Below are 17216 nucleotides of genomic sequence, written 5' to 3'. Positions count from 1 at the left end.
TCTGCTCCTTATTTATGATACTATTTTGTGTATTTATTTATAAAAAATTATGCAATATATTTACAATCTGGCATAGATACCCTTTCAGGATTTAAAAATCTTTCGAATATAAGGTCATACTTCATAGGATCTATATCCGTTATCTTAAGAGTATATGCAACTATTGAACCAGCTGCACTCCCTCTTCCTGGACCTACCATTATGTTGTTATCTTTTGAAAAATTTATAAAATCCCAAACTATTAAGAAGTATTCTACATATCCCATATTTTCTATTACATCTAGTTCATAATTTAATCTATCTATGAATTCCTGTGGTGGATTTTCAAATCTTTCATAAAGACCATCGGTACATAGTTTTCTCAAATACTCATTCTTTGTAAATCCACTTGGCACCTCATACTCTGGTAAGTGAATTTGATTGAAATCAAATTCTACATTACACCTATCAGCTATTTTAAGTGTATTATCAAGAGAACTAGGTGCATAAGAAAATAATTCATACATCTCTTCTTTTGATTTTAAATAAAACTCCTGTGTCTCAAATTTCATTCTTTTCTCATCTTGAAAAGTCTTTCCAGTTTGAATACAAAGCAGTATATCATGAGTTTTTGAATCTTCTTTATTTACATAGTGAACATCATTAGTTGCAACAAGAGGTATACCAGTCTCTTTTGACAATTTCAAAAGACTTAGATTCACTTCTTTTTGTTCTCTTATACCATGATCTTGAAGTTCAAGATAAAAATTATCTTCTCCAAATGTTTCTCTCAAGTTAACAGCTAATTCTTTTGCTTTATCATAATTTCTCTTCATAAGGTGCTGCTGTATATCCCCTCCAAGGCAAGCAGATAAAGCTATTATTCCTTCACTATGCTTTTTTAGCTCTTCATAATCAACCCTTGGCTTATAATAAAAACCTTCCACATAAGCCTTTGAAACAAGCTTTATAAGATTTTTATACCCTGTCATATTCTTTGCAAGAAGAACTAAATGCCCTTGGTATTTGTCAAAATTGGGATCTTTGTCCTTTAAAGATCTAGGGGCGGTATATACTTCACACCCTATTATAGGTTTTATTCCCTCTTTTTTAGCTTTTTTATAAAAATCTATTGCACCAAACATGCATCCATGATCCGTAATAGCAACGTACTTCATATCAAGTTCCTTTGCTCTTTTAATCAACTTATCTATCCGCGCAAATCCATCAAGTAAACTATACTGTGTATGCACATGAAGATGAGCAAAATCTTTTATCATATAATCACCTCCATTTAAAATCTGATTATTATTTCATTTTATCATGAATGTATATTTTTTAAAAATAATAAATATAGGAGTTTTTTGTTCTAATGCTTGTCCTATTTGCATACTATATTTTAACAAGGAGGGATGATTATTATGAAAAAAATTATATTTGCATTAATTTTTATAATGTTCTTACCAAATATAGTATTTGCTCAGAATATAGATGATAATGATATAGTAAAGGCCCAAGTATTAGACGTAAAAACAATAGATTCTGACGGAGTAAAAAAAGAAATTGTTAAGGTGAAAGTTTTAGAAGGGGAATATTTAGATAAGGAAATAGATATTGAATATCTACCTATAAAATATTCTCAATATAGTTTTGATCTTCACAAAGGAAGTAAAGTAAGAATAAAACTTGAGAAAGATAATGGAGAATTAAAAGCAAATATTATGAATGTATCTAGAGAAGATAATTTAAAATTACTTGCTATAATTTTTTTAATATCCGTAATTTTATTTGGAAAAATAAGAGGGATTCTTTCAATAACTTCATTGGCTGTTTCTGGTTTTATAATAATAAAATTTATGATCCCATTTATATTAAAGGGATATAATCCACTTTTAATATCTATAATATGCAGTATATTTATTGTTTTGATAAGTTTTATTTTAGTATCTGGATTTACATATAAAAGTTTTGCTGCTATGTTAGGGACTATTTGCGGAACTATAAGTGCTGGAGTTTTAGCTTATGTCTTTACTGATTTATGTTCTATAACTGGACTTGCAGATGAAGATGTACAATTTTTAATTACATCTATGAATATTACATTAGATTTTAGAGGTTTTTTTATGAGTGGAGTTATTATAGGAACCATAGGAGCAGTTATGGATGTGGCTATGACTGTAACTTCTGTTATATTTGAAGTTAAAAGTAAATCTAGAAATTTAGGATTTATAAAATTAATTGGAACAGGTTTAAATGTAGGTAAAGATGTTATGGCAACTATGGTAAATACTCTTATACTAGCTTATGCCGGTGCATCTATGCCCCTTCTTATAATATTAAACCAGTTCAATATTTCCATTAATCAAATAGTAAGTATGGAGATTTTATCAACCGAAATTATTAGATCTCTATGTGGAAGTATCGGTTTAATCCTGACTATACCATTAACTTCAGTAATCGCTAGTGTTATGGCTAATAATAAAAGATAGTAACTTCAGGTGGAGTAAGTATGGGTTGTCAAAACTATATATGAAAACAACATAAATTCAGCCATATCCTGAATTCGTGTCCCAGACGCAAAATAAATGCTTGCTAAGCAGAACGTTGTATATAATCATATACATTCTATAATAACTTTAATATTTTACCATTGACTATCTGTAAAATATATATAAAGGAGTGTTTATGTTGAGTGAATATGGACTTGTGTTATATCCGATTTTAACTATATTGATATTATTTGGATTGAATTTAAAATATGAATATAAAAAAGCTATAAAAAATTTTTCCAAATATAAGTTATTTATTCAAATTGTTTTTTCAGGCATAGCTTTTTTAATCTCCTACTTAGGTTTGTTATATTTCGATATTGAGTTTAAAACCATTCTCTGTATTTGGGTTGCTGCTTGGTATGTAGGAGATTTAAATAATATATGTTAACATACTATTAAACACTAACTATGACATTCACTAACATTTTAATATATAATTTTAATAGTCAGTATTCTATTATATAATCAAGTCTTACCTCCCTATGTTTTTTTGCTTTTCTTAATAAAATACATTTAAATCTACTTCTACTTTAGAAAGTATACTAAAAAAAATAAATGGTATTAAAATGTTAGCGAATGGTTTAAATATTTTTGCATAAAACTAGCATTACAACGTTTCAATATCCGTTAAGAAAAATTCGCTTCATGCTAACGCATGGCTCATGTCGCCAACGAGTCCTAACGGGCTCCGTTGCTCAAAATAGTTGCTACTTCAGTTCTTTTATCAATGTGTACGTAAATTAAAAAGTATATAGTTTCCTTATCAATTAAAAAGTTCGTTGTCTGACCGATAGGGAGTTTAGAACTTTTAGGATATTGAATAAGATGTAATGCTTAGTATTATTAAAACGTTAATACACGAGCGGTATTTTAATACCATTTATTTTGGATTAAGCACATAAACCTGCTTATTTTATGAAATTTTATTTTTATTCTTTCTTATTCTTAATAAGCATACTTGAAACCAATGCTGTTAAAGGTATAGCTATTATCAAACCAATACTTCCTGATAATGAACGTACTACTTCTGTAGCTATTATATCTAAATTTAATATTTTTACTATAGACGGCTCATGATACATAAATAGTAAAAGTAAAGGAATAGAACTACCTGTATAAGCAAGTATTAAAGTATTCGTCATTGTACCCATTATATCTCTTCCAACATTCATACCTGATGCAAATAATTCTTTCTTAGATAAAGACGGATTTGCTTTGTGTATTTCTTCTATTGAAGAAGCAATTGACATCCCAACATCCATTACAGCTCCCAAAGCCCCCATAATAATTCCAGCGAATAACAATGATTTAAAATCAAGATTAATAGAATCACCTATAGTAGACAGCATTATCGCTTCTTCACTATTAAGCCCTGTCAATTTAATTTTACTACCTACATAATAAGCTAATAATCCCGAGGTTAGAACTCCACCGGTAGTTCCAATAATAGCCGATATACTTTTAGTATTTATTCCTGAGATAATAAATAATGTAATCCCAGTTATACCTATAGATACACAAATTGTCGTAAGTATAGGATTAAATCCTTTTAGTATTAATGGAAGTAGTATTTTTAATACTGCAAAAAGAGTAATTGTAAGAGTTATCACAGATTTTATACCCTTTTGCTTTCCTACTACCAATATAAACAAAATGAACATAATACTTAAATAAAGTATATAATCTTGTCTTAAATATTCAGATATATATGCATTTATATATCCGTCTGATTCTTCTTCAATCACAACAACAACTTTATCATTTTCTTTTACCTTTATATCATAAGCAGGATTTCCAGATAAATTATTTATTGTATCCATAACTTTATTCTTATATTTCCCACTCATTATCTTTAATTTTACATACTGAATATCTTGTCCATTGTTCTCAAAATTTACATCTTTACTATTCTCAACTTCTAAAATAACCGCTTTTTCAGTATACATAATAGATTCTTCATCTGCATATACGTTAAATACTGATGCAAATAAAGCTAGAATAATTAGTAGTATATATTTTCTCATTAAGCACCTCCATTTTTTATGTCTTTAATTTAACACATTTATATTAATTATATAATAATGATTTGCAATATCAAGTTTTTTTTATAGCGTTACATTCCCGGTATTTTCATAGATAGTTTTTGATAACCCTCAAAACCTAAAAAATCCCCTTAAATTTAAGGGGATTTCTCTACAAACTCTTTAACTTTTCATTAAAAAACTCTTCAATAGCCTTAATAGCTTCGTCCTCATCAGGCCCATCTATAATAATAGTAACCTTATCACCAAAAGATGCTCCTAGTGTTAACACTCCCATTATAGATTTACCATTTACTGTTTTATTGTCCTTCTCAATGGATATCTGAGATTTAAATTTACTAGCAGTTTGAACGAATAAAGCTGCTGGTCTTGCATGAAGTCCTACTTTATTAAAAATTTCAAACTCTCTTTTTATCATATTCCCCTACCCTTTCCTTTTAAATCCTCTGCTATTTTTTCTAATTTCCTAAGTCTATGATTTACTCCAGACTTTCCAATTGGAGGATCTAGAAGTTCACCTAATTCTTTCAAGCTAAAATCTTGATATTGAAGTCTAATAGAAGCTATTTCTTTTAAACTCTTAGGTAATGATTCTAGTCCAACTGTACTTTTTATATATTCAATATTATGTATTTGTCTTATAGCTGCATTTACAGTTTTACTTAGATTTGCTGTTTCACAATTAACAATCCTATTTACATCATTTCTCATCTGTTTTACTATTCTAACATTCTCTAAATCTAAAAGCGCCTTATGAGCTCCCATTATATTTAGTAAGTCTGATATCTGCTCACTTTCTTTTAAATAAATAACATAATTACTCTTTCTTATAACTATCTTACTATTAAATCCAAGTGAGTTTATCAGTTCACTAAGAGATATGCTGTATTGTTCTTTGTTTGTTACAAACTCTAAATGATATGCTTTTTCGGGATCACTAACGGATCCTCCTCCTAAAAATGCACCTCTTATATAAGATTTTTTAAGCTCGTTAGTCTCCATTATAGAGTTAGGTATCTCATTATTTATAATAAGGTTATTACCTTCATTTAGTATACCTAAATCTTTTAATAAAGTACTTGCTCCCATCTCACTAGTTATACTAAGTATATAACTATTGTTTTTTTTCAAATTTCTATTTTTCTTTACCATTATTTGAGTGTGAATATTAAAGTTTGATTTCAAAAGTTTAAATACTTTCCTAGCTATTGCTGCATTTTCCGTGGCTACTTCAAGATTTAACTTTTGAAATCCCTTTAATTTAATAGTTCCACTCATTCTTATTATTCCTGAAAGTTCTGCTATGTTACATATTTTCTTTGAAGAGCTAACTCTTACTAGCTCATTCTTAGTTTTGCTTGAAAATGACATTTTTTATCACCTATACCATTTTTAAAAATTGTTTAAATTAAATATAATTTTTTTTATTTCATCAAGTGCAACCTTAATTATTTCTTTTTCATCATCATACTTTGCAAGATCTACAACCCTATTAATGTGTATAAACTTAGCATCTACAAAACCTTCTTCTCTTTGAGGAATAGTATTCATAGTTTTTGCTTTCATTAGATACCAAAAAACAGTTTTGTGAACAGTCTTATTTTCATCCCAGTTCTCTTTAAAAGTATAATGAATCTCTCCTAAGTACTTAATAATTTCTCCTTTTACACCTGATTCTTCAAGCACTTCTCTTAACGCCGCTTCATCTTTTTCCTCATTTTTTTCTACTTTTCCCTTTGGAAGTACCCAATCTCCGTTATACTTTCTTAAGAGAAGTATTGCATTTCCAAATAATACTACGCCACCAGCACTAATCTCTTCTCTCATATTTCTCACTCCTTAAAAAAAGCATAATAATAAAAAATTCTACATAAAAGCTTCAAATCCTCTATATTAGGAGTTAAATTTATTAATAAAATTTTTAATCAACCAATTACAACTACTCTTATTAGTCAAACCAACTATAATACTACTCATCTTTTCAGAGTTGTGTCTTATATACTTTTTTCTAACCTCAACAAGATTAGTTTGTATAACTGAAATATTCATAGAGTTTAATTGTTTTATTTGATTTTTGTCTATTAGCACTTGTTTTGATCCATCGTTTTCATACTTTATTAAATCATCTTTACTTATTCTTTCATTATTAGCTATAACTAAATCTATTATCCCATACTTAGTGTGCTTAAGTATTGAGTCCACATGATCACATACATCGTAATCATCTGTTTCGCCTGGTTGAGTCATTATATTTGGTATATAAACTTTAAGTGCATCACTTTTTTCTATCTTTTCTGCAACACCATCCACTATTAAATTAGGGATTATACTGGTATATAAACTACCAGGACCCATTACAATTATATCTGCATCCTCTATAGAATCTAAAACTCCTTGTAATGGCTTAGGGTTACTCGGCTGTAAATATATCCTATCTATCTTTGTATCTTGAATTTTAACTTCTTCAGGTATTGCAGATTCCCCTCTTACTATATTTCCATTTTTAAGTTGAGCCATAAGATTTATATCCTCTGTTGTTACAGGATATACTTTTCCTGTTAAAGCGAATATATCTGATACTTTAGATACTGCTATTTCTAAATTCCCATATATTCCATTCATAGCAGCTAAAAAAAGATTTCCAAAGCTTTGTCCTTCTAACTTTCCTTCTTCAAATCTATATTGCATTATTTTTTCCATTGTAGGCTCCATATTTGCAAGAGCCAATATGCAGTTTCTTATGTCTCCAGGAGGTAACATTCCAAGATCCTCTCTTAATACTCCAGAACCTCCTCCATCATCTGCAACAGTAACTACAGCAGTTATGTTATTTGTAAACTTTTTAAGACCCCTAAGAAATATAGACTGGCCAGTTCCGCCCCCTATAACAACTACCTTAGGTCCTCTTTTAGCTTTATCTAGAAGTTTTCTTTTTTTTATCATTTCATAATTTAAATAAGCAGATAGCAATAAGCAAATTATACCTACAAATGACAGCCACACCCCTAAATTATACATAGTCTCCTCCAATTATCTCAATGTATGATCTCTATGTTTTTTAAGCACACTGTAGTTTTTTTCTTTAAGAAAATCATACAATAAATTAGATATTGTTACAGATCTGTGTCTACCACCTGTACATCCAATAGCTATAACTAAGTGATTTTTACCTTCTTTAATATATTGAGGTATTAAAAAATTCACCATGTCTATTAATTTTTCAAAAAATTGTATGCTTACGTCAGATTTCATAACATATTCTCTAACTATTTCTTCTTCACCAGTCTTTTCTCTAAGTTCTTCTATATAGTATGGATTTGGTAAAAATCTCACATCAAATACTAAGTCTGCATCCATTGGAATTCCGTGTTTGAATCCAAATGAAGTTACGGATATTATTAAATTAGATTTTGTATCTCCACTTGTATATGATTTATTGATCTCTTCTTTTAAATCTCTTGGCTTCATGTTACTAGTATTTATTATATTATTTGATCTCTCTTTTAGTTCTTTTAAAATCTCTCTTTCTTTTTTTATACCCTCTACTATATCTGTATTAGATGCTAAAGGATGATTTCTTCTTGTCATCTTATATCTTTTTACAAGAATATTATCACTACAGTCTAAAAATAATATTTCATATTCATATCCAAATTTTTCAAGCATTTCAAGACTGTCATTTAAATCATTAAAAAAGCTTCTTCCTCTTATGTCTATACCAAGTGCTATTTTTTCAATAGCTCCTTTTGACTGATAGCATATCTCTGCAAACTTTGATATAAGAGTAGGTGGTAAATTATCTACACAATAAAAACCTATATCTTCTAAAGCCTTCATAGCTTCACTTTTTCCTGCCCCCGATAGACCTGTTACTATTATAAATTTCAATTGCTTCATCTCCCGTCTATATTTATAACACTACTTATATCTATACCAGCTTGTTTTATCCTCTTTATACCACTTACAAAATTACCCACATCCTTAGGATCATGTGCATCAGATCCTAAGGCAAATTTGACTCCACTATTCTTTAAAAGCTTTAATTCATCCACAGTTAAATGTCCATGCTTTGAATTCACCTCAAGCGCTGTATTAGTCTTTTTTGCCACTTTTGCAACTTCTAAAAGATCTACACTTGCCTTTGCACCCGGATGAGTTATTATAAATATATCATTTTTATTCATAGCATTAATAACAGCTCTTGTATTATACTCAATTGCTGATTTTTTACATATTCCTGTAAAATTAATTAAATGATTTATACTTCCCTTTATCAATTTCGTTGGAGTTGAACCAAAATGATATCCTGCCATAATATAATCAAAATATTGTCTTATATTATCGTCTACATCTATATTTCCTTCATCATCTAATATATTGGCTTCTATCCCCATTAGTATATCTATATTACTATATTTCTCGTTTAGTTCATCTATTTCTTCTCTCATCTTCTTTATATCTTTATATTTTATTCCAAAGCTCATGTGTTTATATCCATGATCTGATATTCCTACTGTCTTGATTCTCTTATTTATAGCTTCTAATACATTGTCTTCTATAGTTCCTTTTCCATGGCTATATACCGTATGAGTGTGATAATCAGCTATTATATTCATCCTATCGTCTCCTTTTTAATCTTCTCCGACGATTTTAACTTCCTCATTTAGTTCAACTTTAAACTTATCATATACAGTCTTCTTAATGAATTCTATAAGCTCCATTATATCTTGTGCTGTTGCACCTCCTGCATTGATAACAAATCCACTGTGCTTATCAGATACTTGAGCTCCTTTTAATCGAACTCCTTTTAGACCGCTGTCCTCTATAAGCTTACCTGCATAATAACCTTCTGGTCTTTTAAATGTACTTCCTGCACTTGGAACATTAAGAGGTTGTTTAGTAGTTCTTTTAACTGTTAAATCGTCAAGTATATTCTTTATATCTTCATAATTACCCTTTTCAAGAGATAATTTAACCTCTAATACTATCAATTTTTCTTTATTTACTAAACTTGTTCTGTATCCAAATTCCATTTCTTCATTTGAAAGTTCTACTATTTCTCCTTGTTGATTTAATACTTTTACAGATTTTACTACATCTTTCATTTCTCCACCATAAGCTCCTGCATTCATCGCAATAGCTCCACCTAGTGTTCCTGGTATACCACTTGCAAATTCAAATCCCTTATAACAGTTTTTAGCTATATGTTTTGCAAGAGTTGATAATAGTATTCCCGATTGAGCTTTTATAATGTTTTCATTTATTTCGAATTTATTATAATTTTGAGCTATTTTAACTACTACACCTCTTATACCACCATCTCTAACCAAAAGATTTGAACCATTTCCCATTAAAAAGTATGGAATACTTTCTTTTTTTATATATTTCATGATCTCTTTTAATTGATTTTCATCTGTTGGAGTAACTAAAATATCTGCAGGTCCTCCTATTTTAAATGAAGTATGGTTCTTCATAGGCTCATCTACTAATATATTTTCTTCCCCAATAATTTCACATAATTTATCATATATATTTTGCTTATTCATAATATACCTCCATAAAATTCGCTTCATGCTTTTGCATGGCTAATGTAGCCAACTATCCTTACAGGCTTCATTCTCAAAATTCACATAGTTCATGGCGCCAACAAGTCTCACTACTCTGTTACTTAAAAGTAGTTACAAGTGTAGCTCTTAATCAATGTTATGCACAGATTGAAAACTTTATAATCTCTTATAGTGTAAAAATTTTGCTTCATGCTTTTATTTGCCTCATGTATCCAACGAGTTCTAAAGAACTCCATTTCTAAAAAATTGTACCATACCTAAGTATATAACTAAATTAATCCAAGGTCAAAAAATTCGTCTACTCGCTAACGATCCCTAAGGGCTCAGTTCTCAAAATTCACATAGTTCATAGAGCCAACAAGTCTCACGACTCTGTTGCTTAAAAATAGTTGCAAATATAGCTCTTCCATCAATGTTATTCTCAAAACAAAAAATGATATAGTTTCCTATAAGATAAAAAGAGATACTTTATTATATAAAGTATCTCTTAAAAATGATTTTAAATATCTAATTTTTTTAATCTATTTTGAAGTTATTTATAGCTGTTGATAGATTATTTGCAAGATCATTTAAATCTTGAGTTAAACTTGCAACACTTTCTATAGATGCAAGTTGTTCCTCAGTTGATGCTGATACTTCCTCAGTTGATGCTGAAGTCTGTTCTGATGATGCTGCAAGGTTTTGTATTGCTCCTACTATATCATTCTTTTTATTATCCATAGAATTAGTATGATCAACCACATATTCATTGTTTTTAATAAGTATCTCAATAGAATCTGAAATCTGAGCGAATATGTTTTTAGTATCTAAAACAGCCTTATTTTGATCTATTATTATATTGTTTCCAGCTTCCATTCTTTCAACTGCTTGTTTTGATTTCTCTTGTATTCCTTTTATAAGTTCTTCTATTTCCTTTGAAGCTTCATTTGACTGTTCAGCAAGTTTTCTTACCTCGTCTGCAACAACTGCGAATCCTCTTCCATTTTCACCTGCACGTGCAGCCTCTATAGCGGCATTTAACGCTAATAAATTAGTTTGCTCTGATATATTTGTTATAGCTTGAATTATAGTTCCTATATCTTGCGATTTTTTATCAACCTCAAATACTATTTCACTTACAACTCTAGATGATTGTTTTGTCATTTCTGATTTTTCATCTAATATCTTAACTACATCTTCACCTTTGCTGCTAAGTTCATTAGTCTTTAAAGTTATATCACTTATATTAGTTTCTAATTGAACAACCTCTGCTATACTCGCTGCAAGTTCTTCTACCTTATTCAAACCATCTTGAGTATCTCTAGCTTGATCACTAGATACCATTGCAATTTGCTCTATGGCTTGACCAATTTCATTTGTTGCAATACTAGTTTGTTCAGTAGTTTCTGCAAGAGATCCTGATGAATTTAATATAGTTTCAGAAGAATCTTTTACATTCTTAACTAAATCTCTTATATTATCTATCATAGAGTTAAAGCTTTCTCCCAAATCACCAAACTCATCTTTAGTTTTTATATTTGATTTTACAGTTAAATCTCCATTTGAAGCCTTTAAAAATACTTCTTTTAAAGAATTTATAGGTTTTGTAACACTTCTTGCAATTAATGATGATACTATTATTCCTATAATTATAGAACCTATTATACAATACAGTATAAAATACTTTATTGCATTAGTATCATTTTCTAATTCAGATTCATTCATAGCTCCAAGTATTTTAACATTTAATCTTTTATCTGTTATAAACCCTACACATTTATCTTCTCCATTATATGTATACTCTACAAAACCAGAGTCTTTAGTTTTAATTTCATTCCATACATCTAGTTTAGTTATATGAGTTGTTCCTATTTCACTTTTTTCTTTATGTGAGATAGTCATCCCCTCAACAGTAGTTACAAAAATATAACCTTCTTGTCCAATTTTAATCTTACTTATTTCTTCAGACAGCTTGTTTAGTGAAACATCAAGCGCAACTATTCCTACAAAATTTCCATTATCCGTTATAGCTTTTGATGCCGTTATAGTAATCTGTCCCGTGTCAGTATCTATGTATGGTTCCGTCCAGACTACACTTCCATTATTTTCAACAGCTTCTGTATACCAAGGTCTAGTAGTTGGATCAAATCCATCAGGTAATTCTACATATGGATATATATATAAATTTTTATTATTATCAACTATATAACTATGCTCTATATTTATATTTTTTTCTTTATTTAGTCTTAAATATTCATCTATTTTTTGTTGTGCTGCCCCCTTGTCTACACCTTCATTTTGAAGTTCATTGATTCTTCTAATATTACTAGTATCAGAAATCATATCTAACTGTATTTCTATAGTGTCCAAATATCCATTTATTATTTTTTCTGCTAATGCTGTGGTTTCTTGACTCGAGCTCATAAGATTTTCATCTAAAATATTATAAGATTTGTAGTAACTCATATACCCCAATGTGCACACAGGTATAATTATTACTAGTAGTAATATCATTATCATCTTATTTTTAAAGGTGTTTGGTAAAATATTGATGATTTGCCTTTTATTTTTCTTCATTTTGTCCTCCTTACAGTTTTAAATATTTTTTTCGCTTACCAATATAATATATAATATCAAATAAAAATACGTTTTCAACATATAAAACTGACTTTTTTTGTATTATTTTAGTTACATAATATCAATTGTTTATATCCAATGTAGTATATATCGGAAAGTTTTCTATATTTTTCAACATTTTTAATTAAAATTTTTAAAGCCTATCAAAATACTGTATCGTATTTTAATAGGCTTGATTTTTTTATAAACCACTCTATCTAAATTTTTATATATTTTTCACTTTTTCTTTGTTATTTTTAACATAACAAATATAATACGCTATAGGAACTATTAAACCTCCACCTACTATATTTCCTAAGGTTACAGGTATTAAGTTAACCGTAAATATATCAATCCAACTAACTGATAACCCTAATGCCTTACCCATTGGTATAAAAAACATATTTGCTACACTATGTTCATAACCAGATAATACAAATAACATTATAGGAAACCAACATGCAAATATTTTTGATACTATATCTTGTGCAGCTGTTGCCATCCATACAGCTAAAACCACTATTATATTACATAATATTGCTCTTAAAAATAATACTCCAAAAGGTAAAGATATTTTCGCTTTTGCTATATTAACGCTTAAAGTTGTAGCTGATTCAGAAAATAAATTTGCTTTAAACAATACAAATACTAAAAATAATGACCCTATAAAATTCCCAATATAAACTACAATCCAATTTGTCATAAGTTGTTTCAATGTTATTTTCTTATCCATGAAAGCTAAAGTCATAAGATTGTTTCCAGTAAAAAGTTCTGCCCCTGCCATAACTACTAACATAAGTCCTATAGGAAATACTAGTGCTCCAAAAAATTTCATCAAACCTACGTCTATATTTTTTAATGTCTGCATTATTACAATGTCTCCATAAGCTCCAAAAGCTATGAACATACCTGCAAAAATCCCAAGTATCAGCATATGACAGAGCTTAAGATTAGCTTTAGCTATTCCACTTTTGATAGTTGCCTGAGCTACTTCTTTAGGTGTTAAATATCTCTTTTCCATAAAATATCTCCCCCAAATTAAAATATATTTTGTATTTATATATATTCTATACTGTTTTCCATTTTCTTACAATAGATTTGTTTAATTTTTATCAATTTTCTGATTAGTATTTTTCCTAAATTTCATAATTAGTATTTTTTTGTAATGCTATCTAAATGTATTGTTTTTTGTATGCAAAATGATATAATTTATAGGGTTGTTTTTATTTTAATTGTAATTTGAAAGGAGTTTTTATGAGTACTAAAAATTATCTAGCACCTGATGAAATAGCATCTTATACTATTGATACAGGTATTAAAAAAGTAAGCAAAAATTATTTTATTCAATTTTTATTAGGTATATTAGCAGGAGCATTTATAGCATTTGCAGCTGAAGGTTCTAACGTTTCAGCTTATGGACTTTGGTCAAAGCCTGAAACTTACGGTCTTGGAAAAGCAATGGCTGGAGCTTTATTTGGAACAGGTCTTATGTTAGTTATTATTGCCGGAGCTGATCTTTTTACAGGTAATACACTTATAATAATGGGCGTGCTTGAAAAAAAGATAAAATTGAAAGATATGTTTATGAACTGGATTTTAGTTTATTTAGGGAATTTTGTCGGATCAATTTTTGTCGCATATATGATTGTTAACTCTGGTCAACTTCATATGGGGGGTAATATGCTGGCTGGTACCACTATAAAAATAGCATATTATAAAGTCTCTTTATCTTTTACAAATGCATTTTTCTTAGGAATCATGTGTAACTGGCTTGTATGTCTTGCCGTTTGGTTGTCATACTCTGCTAAAGATATAACAGGTAAAATACTAGGAATATTCTTTCCTATATGGTTATTTATCACTTCAGGATTCGAGCATAGTGTAGCTAATATGTACTATATATCAGCTGGAATACTAGCAAAATCAGATTCTCACTATGCACATGCATCTCACTTATCTAATGAGTCTCTAGATGCTCTTAACTGGAAAAGCTTTATATTTAGCAACTTAGTTCCGGTAACTTTAGGAAATATAGTTGGAGGAGCTTTCTTTGTAGGAGCTATATATTGGTTTATATACGTAAAGAAAAGTAACAAAACACAAAAATCATCTATATAAATTAGAAACTTATAATCCCTTATTTTGAATATAACTAAATTAAAATAGAGAGTAAAATTTTAAATTTTACTCTCTATTTTTTTATCTAAAACCACTTATTCCTTAACCTTCCATTTAGTACCTTCTCTAGTGTCTAAAATTTCTATATCCATTTCTAATAAAAGCTTTCTTATTTTATCTGATTTCTCCCAGTCTTTATTTTTTCTAGATTCTTCTCTTTCTTTTAAGAGTTTTTCTACCAAATTCATTTTACTTTCGTCTATTTTTTTATTTTCTGTATCAATTTTTATAAAATTCAATCCAAATACTTTATCAAAATCTTCTATCAAAATCTTTTTTTCTAAGTTATTTAAACTATCATCTTTTATAGCATTGAATAATACAGTAAATCCATTAGCTAAGTTCAAATCATCATTTATATATTTATCAAACTCATCTTTATATTTCTTAATTTTATATTCATCTTTTAATGTGAATTCATCTATATTATTTATTATAGAATTTATTTTTTGTTTTAAAGATGTTAAAGATTTTTTTGCTTCTTCTAATCTTTCATAGCTGAAAGTTAATGGTTTTCTATATTTTGATTGAAGTACATAATATCTATACACTAATGGATCAAACCCTTTTTCTATTAACCTATCTAAAGTTAAAAATTCACCCTTTGATTTAGACATTTTTCCATTATCTAATATTAGAAATTCACCATGCATCCAGTAATTTACCCATTTATGCCCAAGTGCACCTTCTGATTGAGCTAGTTCATTAGTGTGATGTACTGGTATATGATCTACACCTCCACAATGAATATCCATATAATCTCCTAAATACTTTATAGCCATGGCTGAGCATTCTATATGCCATCCTGGAAATCCAACTCCCCAAGGAGAGTCCCATTGTAGTATATGATTTTCATATTTAGAATTTCCAAACCAAAGTACAAAGTCTAGTGGATTTCTTTTAAAAGGATCCACATCTACTCTACTGCCTGCTTGAAGTTCTTTAGGTGTTAGATTTGCTAGCTTATAATAATCTTCAAACATATCTATTGAAAAATATACATTTTTATTAGCTGTATAAGTATATCCCTTTTCTTCTAAAGTCTTTATTAAATTTATCATATCTTCAACATGCTCTGTAGCTCTAGGTAGTACTGTTGGAAGCTTTATATTTAGTTTTTTCAAGTCACTAATAAATGCATCTTCATAAAATCTAGCTATTTCCAATACACTTTTATGTTCTCTCTTTGCTCCCATTCTCATTTTATCCTCACCAGTATCTGCATCTGATTGTAAATGACCTACGTCAGTTATATTCATTATATGTTTGACTTCATATCCTCCATATTCAAGAACTCTTTTTAGTACATCTTCGAATATATAAGTTCTTAAATTTCCAATATGAGCAAAATTATATACAGTTGGTCCACAAGTATACATTTTTACCTTTTTACTATCTATTGGTACAAACTTTTCCTGAACTTTTGTTAACGTGTTATAAATTCTTAACTCCATTTTATTACCTCCTTTTGTTTTTTTATATAAAAAAACTACAGAAGAGTTATAGCTTCTCTTAAAATAAAGAAAAACTATAAACTAACCTGTAGTTTACTTTTTATAAACTTCAATATAAGTATTTTAAACTATAAAATATTAAAATTGACACAGGTCTGCTGTTATCTTAAATTTTGTTATATTCTTAAAACAACAACAGCAACAATACATCATTTTAATATCCTCCTTTTATAGTTATTTTATTCTATATTATGGTATTATAATGAAAAATGCAATATTTATTTTGTAATTTTAAAGAAGTGATGCACTTTTCTTTCTCTTATTCTTTATAGATTTATCTAAATGCGTTCCTTTTACTATCTTAAATGCATCAGTTGGACACGCCTTTACACATGCTGGTCCGTCTGGTGAATCTATGCAAAGATCACATTTATTAGCTATTATACGTTCCTTAAAATAGCACTTATTATTATCTATACACTTTAGATTTTCTTGATTTACAACCTCTCCATCTTTATACTCACTTACTAAGTCAATAGCTCCAAAAGGACAGGCTACAACACAAGTTTTACATCCTATGCAAGTTTCTTTATTTATGTATATTACTCCGTCTTTATTTATAATAGAACCATTTGGACATATATTTGCACACGGAGCATCTTCACATTGTCTACACTGTATAGGTGCACTTACTTCTACAGTTTTTATAACACTTAATTTAGGGTTAAATTCTATATCATTATTTTCTTGAGTTAATATATTTGTTTCTGAATGAGCTACAACACATGCTATTTCACAAGTTCTACATCCTATACATTTATCTGGGTCTGCTATTACAAAAGTATTCAT

At 28.8% G+C, this 17216-nt stretch carries 14 protein-coding genes and 1 pseudogene; 2 read left to right on the top strand and 13 right to left on the bottom strand.

Translation table 11 applies throughout. The features are described 5' to 3' along the window. Positions 1-65 precede the first annotated feature (65 nt). Positions 66-1259: pseudogene (gene dnaE / locus P4S50_RS01770) on the bottom strand (DNA polymerase III subunit alpha); the annotation flags it as partial. A 141-nt stretch (positions 1260-1400) separates the two neighbouring features. On the opposite strand from dnaE, the gene P4S50_RS01765 reads away from it, so the two are divergent. After that, positions 1401-2468: a YibE/F family protein gene (locus P4S50_RS01765; RefSeq protein ID WP_277732796.1), complete on the top strand. Its 1068-nt coding sequence runs from the start codon at positions 1401-1403 to the stop codon at positions 2466-2468. A 992-nt stretch (positions 2469-3460) separates the two neighbouring features. Here the strand turns inward: P4S50_RS01765 and P4S50_RS01760 are convergent. From P4S50_RS01760 to P4S50_RS01715, 10 genes are all read right to left on the bottom strand, one after another. Continuing rightward, positions 3461-4555: a YibE/F family protein gene (locus tag P4S50_RS01760; RefSeq protein ID WP_277732795.1), complete on the bottom strand. Its 1095-nt coding sequence runs from the start codon at positions 4553-4555 to the stop codon at positions 3461-3463. Positions 4556-4724: 169 nt separating this feature from the next. Further along, complete coding sequence (locus P4S50_RS01755; protein ID WP_277732794.1) at positions 4725-4991, bottom strand: HPr family phosphocarrier protein; 267 nt, start codon at positions 4989-4991, stop codon at positions 4725-4727. After that, entirely contained in the window at positions 4988-5944 is a 957-nt protein-coding gene (gene whiA / locus P4S50_RS01750; RefSeq protein WP_277732793.1) for a DNA-binding protein WhiA, read from the bottom strand. The genes P4S50_RS01755 and whiA overlap by 4 nt, the downstream gene beginning before the upstream one ends. A 21-nt stretch (positions 5945-5965) precedes the next feature. Beyond that, positions 5966-6400 carry an NUDIX hydrolase gene (locus P4S50_RS01745; protein ID WP_277732792.1) on the bottom strand — a complete coding sequence of 145 codons (435 nt, stop codon included), beginning with the start codon at positions 6398-6400 and terminating at the stop codon, positions 5966-5968. Positions 6401-6466: 66 nt separating this feature from the next. Beyond that, positions 6467-7591 (bottom strand): gluconeogenesis factor YvcK family protein, encoded by a 1125-nt coding sequence (locus tag P4S50_RS01740; protein ID WP_277732791.1) that lies wholly within the window; start codon positions 7589-7591, stop codon positions 6467-6469. 12 nt (positions 7592-7603) lie between these two features. Next, entirely contained in the window at positions 7604-8461 is an 858-nt protein-coding gene (gene rapZ, locus P4S50_RS01735; protein ID WP_277732790.1) for an RNase adapter RapZ, read from the bottom strand. Between the two features lie 5 nt (positions 8462-8466). Then, the gene (locus P4S50_RS01730; RefSeq protein WP_277732789.1) at positions 8467-9189 is read right to left on the bottom strand and encodes a PHP domain-containing protein; all 723 of its coding nucleotides are present in this window, start codon (positions 9187-9189) and stop codon (positions 8467-8469) included. Between the two features lie 15 nt (positions 9190-9204). Then, on the bottom strand, positions 9205-10119 hold the full coding sequence (murB, locus tag P4S50_RS01725) for a UDP-N-acetylmuramate dehydrogenase (RefSeq protein WP_277732788.1): 915 nt from the start codon (positions 10117-10119) through the stop codon (positions 9205-9207). Positions 10120-10656: 537 nt separating this feature from the next. Beyond that, positions 10657-12696 (bottom strand): methyl-accepting chemotaxis protein, encoded by a 2040-nt coding sequence (locus P4S50_RS01720; RefSeq protein ID WP_277732787.1) that lies wholly within the window; start codon positions 12694-12696, stop codon positions 10657-10659. Positions 12697-12961: 265 nt separating this feature from the next. Then, complete coding sequence (locus tag P4S50_RS01715) at positions 12962-13756, bottom strand: formate/nitrite transporter family protein (RefSeq protein WP_277732786.1); 795 nt, start codon at positions 13754-13756, stop codon at positions 12962-12964. A gap of 233 nt (positions 13757-13989) precedes the next feature. Here P4S50_RS01715 and P4S50_RS01710 point away from each other — a divergent pair, with 233 nt between their 5' ends. Continuing rightward, entirely contained in the window at positions 13990-14853 is an 864-nt protein-coding gene (locus P4S50_RS01710; protein WP_277732785.1) for a formate/nitrite transporter family protein, read from the top strand. 95 nt (positions 14854-14948) lie between these two features. Here the strand turns inward: P4S50_RS01710 and cysS are convergent, their stop codons facing one another. Both cysS and P4S50_RS01700 read right to left on the bottom strand, forming a co-directional pair. Further along, positions 14949-16367, bottom strand: coding sequence for a cysteine--tRNA ligase (gene cysS / locus P4S50_RS01705; RefSeq protein WP_277732784.1), 1419 nt, complete (start codon positions 16365-16367; stop codon positions 14949-14951). A gap of 291 nt (positions 16368-16658) precedes the next feature. Next, entirely contained in the window at positions 16659-17216 is a 558-nt protein-coding gene (locus P4S50_RS01700; RefSeq protein WP_277732783.1) for a 4Fe-4S dicluster domain-containing protein, read from the bottom strand.

Origin of the sequence: Tepidibacter hydrothermalis (assembly GCF_029542625.1) — a bacterium.
Classification (GTDB): Bacteria; Bacillota; Clostridia; order Peptostreptococcales; family Peptostreptococcaceae; genus Tepidibacter_A; species Tepidibacter_A hydrothermalis.
This window is presented reverse-complemented; position numbering and strand designations above follow the sequence as displayed.

Bases quoted from the DNA above. Each gene is read 5' to 3' on its own strand.
- P4S50_RS01765 (WP_277732796.1), top strand. From the start codon at position 1,401: ATGAAAAAAATTATATTTGCATTAATTTTTATAATGTTCTTACCAAAT.
- P4S50_RS01760 (WP_277732795.1), bottom strand. From the start codon at position 4,555: ATGAGAAAATATATACTACTAATTATTCTAGCTTTATTTGCATCAGTA.
- P4S50_RS01755 (WP_277732794.1), bottom strand. From the start codon at position 4,991: ATGATAAAAAGAGAGTTTGAAATTTTTAATAAAGTAGGACTTCATGCA.
- whiA (WP_277732793.1), bottom strand. From the start codon at position 5,944: ATGTCATTTTCAAGCAAAACTAAGAATGAGCTAGTAAGAGTTAGCTCT.
- P4S50_RS01745 (WP_277732792.1), bottom strand. From the start codon at position 6,400: ATGAGAGAAGAGATTAGTGCTGGTGGCGTAGTATTATTTGGAAATGCA.
- P4S50_RS01740 (WP_277732791.1), bottom strand. From the start codon at position 7,591: ATGTATAATTTAGGGGTGTGGCTGTCATTTGTAGGTATAATTTGCTTA.
- P4S50_RS01730 (WP_277732789.1), bottom strand. From the start codon at position 9,189: ATGAATATAATAGCTGATTATCACACTCATACGGTATATAGCCATGGA.
- murB (WP_277732788.1), bottom strand. From the start codon at position 10,119: ATGAATAAGCAAAATATATATGATAAATTATGTGAAATTATTGGGGAA.
- P4S50_RS01720 (WP_277732787.1), bottom strand. From the start codon at position 12,696: ATGAAGAAAAATAAAAGGCAAATCATCAATATTTTACCAAACACCTTT.
- P4S50_RS01715 (WP_277732786.1), bottom strand. From the start codon at position 13,756: ATGGAAAAGAGATATTTAACACCTAAAGAAGTAGCTCAGGCAACTATC.
- P4S50_RS01710 (WP_277732785.1), top strand. From the start codon at position 13,990: ATGAGTACTAAAAATTATCTAGCACCTGATGAAATAGCATCTTATACT.
- cysS (WP_277732784.1), bottom strand. From the start codon at position 16,367: ATGGAGTTAAGAATTTATAACACGTTAACAAAAGTTCAGGAAAAGTTT.
- P4S50_RS01700 (WP_277732783.1), bottom strand. From the start codon at position 17,216: ATGAATACTTTTGTAATAGCAGACCCAGATAAATGTATAGGATGTAGA.